General features: G+C 41.8%; 11 protein-coding genes and 1 other RNA gene. 10 read left to right on the forward strand and 2 right to left on the reverse strand.

What is annotated here, in order from left to right:
* The first annotated feature begins 1 nt into the window (after position 1).
* The 9 genes from uppS to lpxA all read left to right on the forward strand — a co-directional run bounded on the left by uppS (position 2) and on the right by lpxA (position 9,605).
* Positions 2-754: a polyprenyl diphosphate synthase gene (gene uppS, locus F899_RS07175; RefSeq protein ID WP_005221749.1), complete on the forward strand. Its 753-nt coding sequence runs from the start codon at positions 2-4 to the stop codon at positions 752-754.
* Between the two features lie 3 nt (positions 755-757).
* The gene (locus tag F899_RS07180) at positions 758-1,582 is read left to right on the forward strand and encodes a phosphatidate cytidylyltransferase (protein ID WP_005221750.1); all 825 of its coding nucleotides are present in this window, start codon (positions 758-760) and stop codon (positions 1,580-1,582) included.
* The gene (gene ispC, locus F899_RS07185; RefSeq protein ID WP_004812652.1) at positions 1,583-2,779 is read left to right on the forward strand and encodes a 1-deoxy-D-xylulose-5-phosphate reductoisomerase; all 1,197 of its coding nucleotides are present in this window, start codon (positions 1,583-1,585) and stop codon (positions 2,777-2,779) included. It abuts the gene before it with no gap.
* A gap of 3 nt (positions 2,780-2,782) precedes the next feature.
* Positions 2,783-4,138 carry an RIP metalloprotease RseP gene (gene rseP, locus F899_RS07190; protein ID WP_004812654.1) on the forward strand — a complete coding sequence of 452 codons (1,356 nt, stop codon included), beginning with the start codon at positions 2,783-2,785 and terminating at the stop codon, positions 4,136-4,138.
* Between the two features lie 40 nt (positions 4,139-4,178).
* The gene (bamA, locus tag F899_RS07195; RefSeq protein ID WP_005221751.1) at positions 4,179-6,668 is read left to right on the forward strand and encodes an outer membrane protein assembly factor BamA; all 2,490 of its coding nucleotides are present in this window, start codon (positions 4,179-4,181) and stop codon (positions 6,666-6,668) included.
* An 89-nt stretch (positions 6,669-6,757) separates the two neighbouring features.
* Complete coding sequence (locus tag F899_RS07200) at positions 6,758-7,255, forward strand: OmpH/Skp family outer membrane protein (RefSeq protein ID WP_005221752.1); 498 nt, start codon at positions 6,758-6,760, stop codon at positions 7,253-7,255.
* A gap of 3 nt (positions 7,256-7,258) precedes the next feature.
* Positions 7,259-8,329 carry a UDP-3-O-(3-hydroxymyristoyl)glucosamine N-acyltransferase gene (gene lpxD / locus F899_RS07205; protein ID WP_005221753.1) on the forward strand — a complete coding sequence of 357 codons (1,071 nt, stop codon included), beginning with the start codon at positions 7,259-7,261 and terminating at the stop codon, positions 8,327-8,329.
* Between the two features lie 5 nt (positions 8,330-8,334).
* Positions 8,335-8,820, forward strand: a complete 486-nt coding sequence (fabZ, locus tag F899_RS07210; protein ID WP_026056779.1) for a 3-hydroxyacyl-ACP dehydratase FabZ — start codon at positions 8,335-8,337, stop codon at positions 8,818-8,820.
* Positions 8,817-9,605: an acyl-ACP--UDP-N-acetylglucosamine O-acyltransferase gene (lpxA, locus tag F899_RS07215; RefSeq protein ID WP_004894416.1), complete on the forward strand. Its 789-nt coding sequence runs from the start codon at positions 8,817-8,819 to the stop codon at positions 9,603-9,605. Before fabZ ends, lpxA begins: the two co-directional genes overlap by 4 nt.
* A gap of 57 nt (positions 9,606-9,662) precedes the next feature.
* Here lpxA and F899_RS07220 read toward each other — a convergent pair whose 3' ends face one another.
* Entirely contained in the window at positions 9,663-10,484 is an 822-nt protein-coding gene (locus F899_RS07220; RefSeq protein ID WP_005221754.1) for a YbgF trimerization domain-containing protein, read from the reverse strand.
* A 293-nt stretch (positions 10,485-10,777) separates the two neighbouring features.
* Between F899_RS07220 and ffs the strand changes: the two genes are divergently transcribed.
* An RNA gene (ffs, locus tag F899_RS15390) (signal recognition particle sRNA small type) lies at positions 10,778-10,874 on the forward strand.
* A gap of 201 nt (positions 10,875-11,075) precedes the next feature.
* Here the strand turns inward: ffs and F899_RS07225 are convergent.
* On the reverse strand, positions 11,076-11,693 hold the full coding sequence (locus F899_RS07225; protein ID WP_005221755.1) for a regulatory protein RecX: 618 nt from the start codon (positions 11,691-11,693) through the stop codon (positions 11,076-11,078).
* Between the last annotated feature and the right edge of the window lie 64 nt (positions 11,694-11,757).

Consider the following 11,757-nt stretch of genomic DNA (forward strand, 5'->3'; position numbering starts at 1 on the left):
AATGACCGTTTCTGAAGAGAGTTCCCGTCTTCCAAAACATGTTGCCATCATCATGGATGGCAACAATCGTTTTGCCAAAAAAAATCAGATGCAAAAGGGTGAAGGACACCGTGAAGGTAAAAGCGTCCTTGATCCAATTGTAGAACACTGTAGAAAAAGAAAAATCCAGGCTTTAACTGTATTTGCGTTTTCGAGTGAAAACTGGAATCGTCCGCAGTATGAAGTGGATCTGCTCATGCGATTGCTCGAAGACACCATCCATGAACAGTTACCGCGCATGGAAAAATTCAATATTGCCTTGCGCTTTATTGGTGATTGCAGCCGTTTATCTTCAGAGCTGCAAGCTTTAATGTTGCATGCTGAGGAAAGGACTGCTAAGTTCGATAGCATGACGCTCACTATTGCCATTAGTTATGGTGGTATGTGGGATATGGCGCAGGCTGCGAAGCGAATTGCTGCGGATGTTTTAACAAATAAATTAGAACTTGATGCAATTAATGCTGATGTTTTTGGTCAATATGTAAGTCTTAGTGATTTACCACCTGTGGATCTGTTAATCCGTACCGGTGGAGATTTCCGCTTGTCAAACTTCCTGCTCTGGCAGGCAGCTTATGCGGAACTGTATTTTACTGAAACCTTATGGCCAGAATTTACCACGGAAGAACTTGATGATGCCTTTGCCGTATTTGGTGGGCGTGAACGTCGGTTTGGTAAGACATCAGAACAGATTCAGCAAGAGAAACTTGAGAATTAATACATGTTAGAGCGGATTATAACCGCATTGGTTTTGGTGGCTGTTGTACTCAGTTGTATGTTTGCCACTACTGCATATTACCCAATGTTTGTGTTGATGGTCGTTGCTGCAGGTGTGGCAGGTTATGAGTGGTTTAAACTCATGCCACGTCAGGGGGAAAAAGTAATTAAGCCGTTTGCTTGGGGTTATGGCTTACTCACAGCAGTTCTTTCAGCACTTGCACTCTATTTTTCAGACATCTCAATGCTGCTTTGGGCGGCATCGATTTTGACCTGGATCCTCAGCATCTATTGGGTTAAATCCTATCCTGAATATGATGGCTGGTACAATGTTACTTTAAATGGTATTGGTGTGATCCTGATCTCGGCGGCGGTCACTGCAATCTATTCAGTCTGGCAGTATTCACCTTGGTGGTTAATGTATCTGTTTTTGCTGGTTTGGGGGGCAGACAGTGGTGCCTATTTTATTGGACGCAAGTTCGGCAATAAAAAGCTCGCACCGAAAGTTAGTCCAAACAAATCGGTTGAAGGGTTGTATGGCGGAATCGTCACATCCATGTTGATTGTCATTACAGTCACATTACTTTATCTTAATATCAGTATCCCCGAACTGCTTTTATTCCTGATTTTATCAGTATTAACAGTCTTTAGTTCTGTGCTTGGCGACCTGTTTGAATCGATGATCAAACGTCGTGCTGGTATTAAAGATTCGGGACGTATTCTGCCAGGACATGGTGGTGTATTAGACCGTATTGATTCTCTCCTTGCTGCAGCACCGATTTTTGCTGCAGGCATGTATGTCTTAAAACTAATTGGCGTAGATTTATAAATGTCACAAGCTGTTTGTATACTGGGTGCTACAGGTTCTATTGGGCAAAGTACTTTAAAAATCCTGCAGCGACATCCTGAAGCTTACAGCGTATATGCTGTGACTGCACAAAGCCGTATTGCTGAACTGGTCGAGATCTGTAAGCAGTTTCGACCAAAAATCGCTGTGGTGCCAGCCTTTAAAGTAGATGAACTGGCACAATTGCTGAAACAGCAACAGTTATCCGAAATAGAAATTTTACCAGATGAAGCAGGCTTGATTGCAGTTGCTGAACATCCAGAAGTAGATATAGTCATGGCGGCGATTGTTGGTGCAGCTGGCCTTTTGCCGACATTGGCTGCGGTCAAAGCGGGAAAACGCGTCCTGTTGGCTAATAAAGAAGCTTTGGTGATGTCTGGTGATATTATGATGCAGGCTGCTCGTGATCATGGGGCTTTATTGCTACCTGTGGACTCAGAGCACAATGCAATTTTCCAGTGTTTGCCGGCGAATTACTTCGATGCTGAGCGTAACGGTCAGCCAAAACTGGGTGTACAGCAGATTCTGTTAACTGCCTCTGGTGGTCCATTTTTAAATCATACTTTCGATCAGCTGCAGACGGTCACACCAGCACAAGCCTGCAAACATCCAAACTGGTCAATGGGTCAAAAAATTTCAGTAGATTCAGCAACCTTGATGAATAAAGGTTTGGAACTGATTGAAGCCTGTCATTTATTTGCAGTAAAAGAACAATTTGTTACAGTTGTCGTGCATCCACAGAGTATTATTCACTCCATGGTTCAATATGTAGATGGTTCAACTTTGGCGCAAATGGGTAACCCGGATATGTGTACCCCGATTGCACATGCCTTGGCATGGCCAGAGCGGATCAGTACGCATGTCGCTCCATTAGATTTATTTGTACATTCACAACTGAATTTCCAGCAACCGGATACCCAGCGTTTTCCTGCATTAAAACTGGCACGCCAGGCAATGCAGCAAGGCGGGATTGCGCCTGCTATTCTGAATGCAGCCAATGAAATTGCCGTGGCAGCATTTTTGCATGAAAAAATTACTTTCATTCAAATACCTCAGATAGTTGAATATACGCTGAATTCGATGGACAATCGGACAGCAGATCAGCTGGAAGTGATTCTTCAGGCTGATCGGCAGGCGCGTGATATCGCCCGTCAATTCGTTGTGAATAAAGGAAGTTAAGCCATGAACGCCTTGTTTATTATCGCAGCTGCAATTCTGTTATTGGGTCCCCTGATTGCGATCCATGAATTTGGACATTACTTTGTAGCTCGAAAACTTGGCGTAAAGGTTTTAGTTTATTCGATTGGATTTGGTCCAACGCTAATTAAATGGACTTCAAAAAAGTCTGGTATCCAGTATCAGCTTTCTGCTTTGCCGTTTGGCGGCTATGTCAAAATGCTCGATGAACGTGAAGGTAATGTACCTGAAGAGGACCTCCCTAAAGCATTTAATCGTCAACATCCATGGAAACGTATCGCGATTGTTGCGGCTGGTCCTTTAATTAATCTTTTCTTTGCAGTGATTCTATTCTGGATTTTATTTTTACCTGCACAGGAGCAGTTAAATACCCGTGTGGGTCAGGTTTTGCCTAATACACCTGCAGCTGCTGTACAGATGCAGCAAGGTGACAAAATTACCGCAGTGGATGGCACTGAAGTCGCAACCTGGGAAAAGCTGAATTATGCCTTGGTTGATCGTGTTGGTGAAACCGGGCTGATTACGATTCAGGCCGAACGTGATGGACAGATAAAAAGTTTCCAATTGCCGATTCAGAGTTTTCTGAAAGATCAGTCACAGTCTCCACTGGATACTTTAGGTTTTATACCGTATCGTCCAGAAATTCCTGCCGTGGTATCTAAGCTCAGTGACGATGGAGCTGCAATCCGCCAAGGCATGAAGGAAGGTGACAAGATCATTGCCATTGATGGGGTGGCGATGAAAAACTGGTTTGATGTGGTACAGGTTGTCCAGGCATCACCAGAAAAATTATTAAAAATAGATGTGTTACGTAATAACCAAGTGGTGCATTTACAGGTGATGCCACAGGCGAAACGTGACAACATGGGTAAAGTGACGGGTATGCTGGGTGTACAAAGTGACCCAGGCAAAATCACAATCCCGGCAGAATATAAACAGACAATTCAATATAGTCCGACTGAGGCACTGGTCATGGCTTTTGACAAAACGACGCAACTGTCTTCAATGATTCTGAACTCGATTGTGAAGATGGTTCGTGGTCTGATTGGTCTGGATAATTTATCTGGTCCAATCACGATTGCCAAAGTGGCAGGTCAAAGTGCGGAAATGGGATGGCAAACTTTTATTTCCTTTATGGCGCTAATGAGTGTAAGTTTAGGGATATTAAATTTACTGCCAATTCCAATGCTTGATGGCGGACATCTGGTTTACTATTTTATTGAATTATTACGTGGTAAACCTGTTTCTGAACAAATACAATTGGTTGGCTTAAAAATTGGTATGGTATTGCTGGGTAGTATGATGCTACTTGCACTATTTAATGATTTTATGCGTTTATAACAACGTAGATGGAATAAATTAACAAGCGGAAAAGACTGGCATGCAGCACACACATTTATTTATGCCTTTGGCACTCGTTAGTGCTATGGCAGTTGCACAACAAGTATATGCAGCAGATGAATTTGTAGTACAAGATATAAAATTTGACGGACTGGTTCGTCTCACTCCCGAAAATGTGTATGGCCTGGTGCCAATCAATAGTGGTGATCGTGTCAATGATCCGATTATTGCCAATGCGATCCGGAGTCTGTATGCCTCAGGCTTGTTTGATGATATCAAGGCAACTCAAGCTGGAAATACGCTAGTATTCCAGGTGGTTGAACGCCCGGTTATTTCCAAGATTGAACTAAAAGGCAACAAGCTGATTCCGAAGGAAGCTTTGGAAGAAGGTTTGAAAAAAATGGGTCTTGCTGAAGGTGAGGTTCTAAAAAAATCTGCTCTGCAAACTGTAGAAACCGAGCTTGAACAGCAATATATGCAGCAAGGTCGTTATGATGCAGACATTACAGTAAAGACTACACCGAAGCCAAATAACCGTGTCGATCTTCTGATTGAATTTGTGGAAGGTAAGGCTGCAAAAGTTTTTGACATTAATATTATTGGGAATACGGTCTTTAAAGAAGATGAGATCAAGCAGGCTTTTGCAATCAAGGAAAGCTCTTGGAATTCGATTATTTCCCGTAATGACCGTTATGCACGTGAGAAAATGGCAGCAAGCCTTGAAGCTTTGCGTGCCATGTACCTGAATCGTGGTTATATCAATTTCAATATCAATAACTCAAGTCTGAACCTGAGTGAAGATAAGAAAAATGTCTTTATTGAAGTATCGGTAGATGAAGGTGAGCAATTCAAATTTGGTGAGACCAAATTCCTGGGTGATGCGCTTTATTCAGCAGATGAACTCAAAGTTTTACAACTATACAAAGATGGTGAAATTTATTCACAGGAAAAAGTGAATGCGGTTAAACAGTTATTACTGCGTAAATATGGTAATGCTGGCTATTATTTCGCTGAAGTAAATGTTGTTCCAGAAATTAATAAAGATACTAAACTGGTTGACTTAAATTATTACATCAACCCAGGTCAGCAGGTGACTGTACGTCGCATTAATTTTACTGGTAATAACAAAACTGCGGATGAAGTATTACGTCGTGAAATGCGTCAGATGGAAAGCGCACTGGCTAGTAACGAAAAAATTGATCTGTCTAAGGTCCGTCTGGAACGTACCGGTTTCTTTAAATCGGTTGATATTAAACCGGCGCGTATTCCTGGTTCACCGGATCAGATTGATTTAAATGTTGCGGTTGAAGAGCAACATTCCGGGACAAGTACCTTGGCAGTTGGTTTCTCGCAAAGTGGTGGTGTTACCTTCCAGGCCGGTTTAAGTCAGACCAACTTCCTGGGTACAGGGAATAGTGTATCGGTAGATCTATCACGCTCTGAAACTCAAGATTACTATAACCTGAGTGTAACCGATCCATACTTTACTATTGATGGTGTGCGTCGTGGTTATAACCTGTACTACCGTAAAACCAAGCTGGATGATGACTATAACGTCAACAACTATATAACAGATAGTTTTGGTGGTGGGATTAACTTTGGTTATCCAATCGATGAGAACCAGAGTATTAGTTTTGGTCTGAATATTGATCAGACCGATGTGACCACAGGCCCTTATGTTTCGACCTATGTTGCTGACTACCTAGAAAGAAATGGTGGTAAAGAAACAAAGAGTGGAGAATATTGTGAGCCTATTTTAGATGCTGATGGTAATCCAACTGAAGATTGTAGAAATATTTCTTATGGGCAGGAGTTTAAGGGTGACTTCTTAACTTATAATCTGAATTTAGGCTGGTCGTATAACACGCTTAACCGTCCTATCTTCCCGACGACAGGCATGTCACATCGTGTCAATGCAGAAATTGCATTACCAGGCAGTGATGTGGAATATCAAAAGGTCACTTATGATGCGCAAGCCTACTTCCCATTGGGCAAGAATTTTGTCGCGCGTGGCTATGGTAAGTTAGGTTATGGTAATGATCTGCCATTCTATAAAAACTTCTATGCGGGTGGTTTCGGCTCGGTGCGTGGTTTTGAAAATAGTACTTTAGGACCAAAATACCCTGGTGTTTATTTCTCTGATATTGGACGAACTGATCCTACACCAGAGGAAGTCGGTGGGAATACCTTAGTGCAGTTTGGTGCTGAACTTGCTCTTCCAGTTCCATTTAAAGGAGATTGGGCACGTCAGGTTAGACCTGTTATTTTTGCTGAAGGTGCACAAGTCTTTGATACACAGTGTGATGTCTCAAATGAAAATATTTTTGTTAATGGTTCTTCAGTGAACGGGCGAAAATATTGTAAAGACAACTTCGGTTTTGAACTGGATAACATGCGTTATAGCGTGGGTGCCGGCTTTACCTGGATTACTATGATCGGCCCATTATCATTAAGTTATGCATATCCGTTGAATGATAAAAAAGGTGACGATACTAAGAGTGTTCAATTCGAAATTGGTCGTACCTTCTAATTTAATTAACCAAAGTTAATATTATTTGGCCTTGTGAATAGTAAGAAATTACTATTTGTAAGGCCATTTTTATAGATAGAGAAATACAGATGAAAAAAATGATGATGGCGATGGGTATCGCTGTGGTAACTTTAACTTCAACGGTACAGGCAGCTGGTGTTGGAGTAATTGATCTGGAACGTTTGGTGGAAAATAGCACATATCTAAAACAGCAAAATACGTCATTCCAGCAGACTATCAAACCACAAACCGCCAAAATTGAGCAGCTAAATAAAGAATTGGAAGCCATTCAGCAACGTGCCCAGGCAAACCCTAAAATGAGTGCGGCAGATAAGAAAAAGCTCGAAGAACAATATCAGGCAAAATTTAAAGAGTTAGGTCAGTTACAGCAAGCTATACAGACTAGCGCGCAAAGCTCTATTCAGCAGGTTCGTACTGTATTTGATGCACGTGTGAAGCAAGTCGCTGAGCAATTACGCCAAGAAAACAAGCTGGATGTGGTTTTGAATAAAAATAGCGCGCTTGCCTATGACCCTAAGTATGATTTAACTGATAAAATGATTCAAAAGGTTAATGCAATTAAATAATCAATGAATCATCAACAGCTTCAATTAGCTGACCTCGCTCGTCTGGTGCAAGGTGAGTGTATAGGTCAGTCCGATTTGCAGTTAAGAGGCTTGGCAAGTCTTGAGCATGCAACAGTACAGGATCTGGCGTTTGTTACTGCTGATAAATATCTGGAACAGGCAGCTCAAAGCCAGGCAGGTGCTCTGATTGTGACAGCTGAGCTTAAAACACAGCTAAGTTCACATCAGAACTTTATTGTCGTGGTAAATCCTTATCTTGCTTTTGCAATGCTGACTCATGTATTTGAGCAAAAGCAGACTCAACGTGGTATAGAAAGTACGGCACAGATTCATCCTTCGGCTGTAATTGCAGATGATGCCTATATTGGTCACTATGTGGTGATCGGTGAAAATTGTGTAGTCGGGTCAAATACGGTCATTCAGTCCCATGTGCAGATGGATAACCAGGTGGAAATTGGTAAAGACTGTTTTATTGATGCTCATGTCACCTTGACCGGTATGACAAAAATTGGTGACCGGGTACGTATCCATGCCAACAGCGTCATTGGCAGTGAAGGTTTTGGCTTTGCGCCTTATCAAGGTAAATGGCACCGCATTGCACAATTAGGGTCGGTACGTATTGGTCATGATGTCCGTATTGGTTCCAATTGCAGTATTGATCGTGGTGCTCTGGATGACACAATTCTGGAAAATGGCGTCATTATTGATAACCTTGTGCAAGTCGCCCATAACGTTAAAATTGGTGCCAACACTGCCATTGCAGCAAAAACAGCGATTGCAGGCAGTACCAGTATTGGCAAAAACTGTATCATTGGTGGGGCTACAGCGATTTCAGGACACCTGAATATTGCGGATAATGTGACTTTGACCGGAATGTCAATGGTGACAAATAATATTTCTGAAGCTGGAAAATATTCTTCAGGTATCGGATTGTTTGAAAATCAGAAGTGGAAGCGCACAGTGGTTCGCATTAGACAATTAGCAGATGTGCCATTGACCCAGATAATGAAACGCCTTGATCATATGCAGTCTCAAATTGAGTCCATTGAATCAACATTTAAGTTGCGTAAATAATTATGATGACAGAATCGAATTTGCCTACATTCACGAAGCCTGAATTGCCAATGACCATTCAAAAGATTCGTGAGTATTTGCCTCATCGCTATCCATTCCTGCTTGTGGATCGCGTGGTAGATATTACTGATAATGGCATCGTGGGTTATAAAAACGTTTCAATTAATGAAGAGTTTTTACAGGGCCATTTTCCTAATTACCCAATCATGCCAGGTGTGCTAATTGTAGAAGCACTGGCACAGGTAGCAGGTATTCTTGGTTTCGTCATGAACAATGAGACTCCAACAGAGGGCTCTTTGTTCCTTTTTGCTGGTGCTGAGAAGGTTAGATTTAAAAAACAAGTGGTTGCAGGCGACCAATTAGTATTAAAAGCTGAATTAGTGATGCAAAAACGTGGCATTTACAAATATAATTGTATAGCCACAGTAGATGGCGTAGTCGCAACAACCGCGGAAATTATGGTTTCGCATCAGAAAGTCGAGCAGGCATGAGCAATAACTCCCTTATTCATCCAACTGCCATTATTGACTCATCTGCAGTAATTGCTTCAGATGTTCAAATTGGTCCTTACTGTATTATTGGGCCAAATGTCACTATTGGTGCAGGTACCAAACTTCATTCACACGTCGTTGTGGGTGGGTACACACGCATTGGCGAACACAATGAGATTTTCCAGTTTGCGAGTGTGGGAGAAGTTTGTCAGGACCTGAAATATGCAGGTGAAGAAACCTGGCTTGAGATTGGTGATCATAACAAGATTCGCGAACATTGTAGTCTGCACCGTGGTACTGTTCAGGACAATAGCATTACCAAAATCGGCAGTCATAACCTGCTGATGGTAAATACGCATATTGCACATGACTGTATGGTGGGCGATCACAATATCTTTGCAAATAATGTGGGTGTAGCTGGTCACGTCCATGTGGGTGACTATGTGGTAATTGGGGGGAACTCAGGTATCCATCAGTTCTGTAAGATCGACTCTTATAGCATGATCGGTGGTGCATCACTGATTCTTAAAGATGTGCCTGCTTATGTAATGGTTTCCGGCAATCCTGCGCATGCATTTGCAATGAATGTGGAAGGGATGCGTCGTAAGGGTTGGTCGAAAAATGTAATCAATGGCCTACGTGAGGCATTTAAACTGATCTATAAATCAGGTTTAACCACACAAGAAGCAATTGAAAAAATTCGTGCAGAGATTCTGCCAGAAGTGGCTGAAGCACAGCGCTTGCTTGATTCTTTGGAGCAGTCTAAACGTGGTATTGTGCGTTAACAGACTATTCATAAAAAAGACACCTTTTCAGGTGTCTTTTTTTATTTCTGAATCTTTTTATTTAAAGAATTTAGCTTCTTCAGACTGCGGATAATTTTTCAACAAGCGAGATTTATATTGTGCAGCCAAGGTCTTGTTTTTCTCTACTTCACTGCTGACATTATATAATTGATACAAAGCACGGGCAGCTTTTGCCGAATTTGGATAGCGGTCTGCCACAATGGCATAATTTCGCTTCGCTTCAGTAAAATTCGGTGGATCAATCGACAGATTAAACTCTGCTAACCAGAAATAGGCATTGCTGATATACACGCTGTTTGGATTATTCTTAATGAAATTCTGCATCGGTGCAATCGCTTTTGTGGCACCGCCATTCTTGTAGGCATCCAGGGCTACTGTATATGCGGCTTTTTCTAACTCGGAGGGTTGAGCAGAAGAGCTCGAAGCTGTTGATGTCTGAGCTTGGCTTAACTTGCTGTTGCCTGCTCCTGAGCTGGGTGCAGTATCCTGTTGATTATCCTCCCCAGTGCCTTGTTCAGGATCAATCTTTTGCTGTAATAACTCAAGACGTTGATCGAGATCGGCATAGCGGTTAGCCAGTTCACTTTTTAGCGACTGGATTTCGTTGTCCTGTTCTTCAATCTTGCCGCGCAAGCCACGAATATCACTTTCCAGTTGCTGATTTTTTTGCAGCAATTGCCAGCTCATATTGGTCTGTACCGGGGTATCTACTCCTGAGGAAATCGCAGGCAGGGTGTTGGTAGGTGCTGTACTGTTACCACCCTGGCTTAAGCCTCGAGATTCAATTGGAACTGCAGCAAAGAGCGAAGTGGTACAGAGCATGCTGAACGCGCATAAGACATGTTTTTTAAACATCATCTATTTTATCCATGTTGTTTTGAATGAACCAACGTTCAAGGTGGTCAATCAAATAAATTATTCAATGTATATGCCACACATTTAAAACGGCATTGCCGGGAATTGCAACATGCTTTTACAAAGTTGAAGGGGTTTTCCGGGCAGGAATTTGTATCTCGGATTTACAGAAAATCCTGAATTAATCCTACATTGTTTTTAAAATAATCAAATGGATAGCTTGTACCAGATTTTTTGGTATTCTCGCTTGCAAGTTCATTAAAAATCTCTATACTCTGTTCTTGCAATGGTAGCCCTGCCGGTTACTTCGCAATTGCACTCTGCGAACCCCGCCAGGACCGGAAGGTAGCAACGGTAGTAGAACTGCGATGTGCCGAAGCTTTGCTGGTAGGGTTGCCACCATATTTTTAATATAATAAAAACAATACCAATTTGAATTTTCTCAAATCTTTTATTCATAAGCTCAAATTGTATATCTTATTATTTTAATGTCTCAGCTCATGGTTATTTTATTTCATCTTTAAGCTTGTTCACCACACTATTTAAAATTCAATATTCAAGACTTTTAGTTATTCAGGCCTTTAGAAAAAGTAATCAATCTTCTGCTTTACGGTTAATCGCTTTCATAATGGCATCCATTTCAAAACCCCGGTACATGAGAAAACGGATCTGCTTGGCTTTGACTTTGGGATCTTTTGTAACTTCAGGGCCGTATTTCTTGAGCTTCAGTTTATAAGCTTGCTGAACCCAATCGGTTTCTTTAAGTTCATCTATAATTAAAGCTGTATCAATCTTTTTGCTTTTCAGCTTCATTTTAATCTGATTCGGGCCTTTACCTTTGCGCTTTTGGCTGGAAAGCAAAGTTTCTGCAACACGCTGATCACTTTGATAATTCTCACGGGAAAGCTCATCAACAAGCTCTAGTACTTCATCACGATTTTCTGCATATAAACACAGTTTCTCGATCAGTTCCGCTTTGGCATATTCCTTACGGGTCAGTACTGCAAAGGCGTAGGAGCGCAAACGGGAGCCGGTTAAGCCCGGTTTCGTTTTATCTTCCTGCTTGTTATCAAATAAGCTTTCTTCAGGATCAAACTCGGGCAGGGCATCAGCTTGGGATGAAGTTGCTGGCTGGGGTGAATCATTAGCATCGCCAAACTGTTGCTTGATGGTTTCATAATCCAGGAGCTTAGTGAACTTTGCATCAGACATAGTGAATCCAATTCATTATATTACCTGTCCATAATAACAAAAACGCCCCGTAGGGCGCTCTGTA

The sequence above is a fragment of the Acinetobacter sp. CIP 101934 genome, assembly GCF_000369585.1.
Classification (GTDB): domain Bacteria; phylum Pseudomonadota; class Gammaproteobacteria; order Pseudomonadales; family Moraxellaceae; genus Acinetobacter; species Acinetobacter schindleri.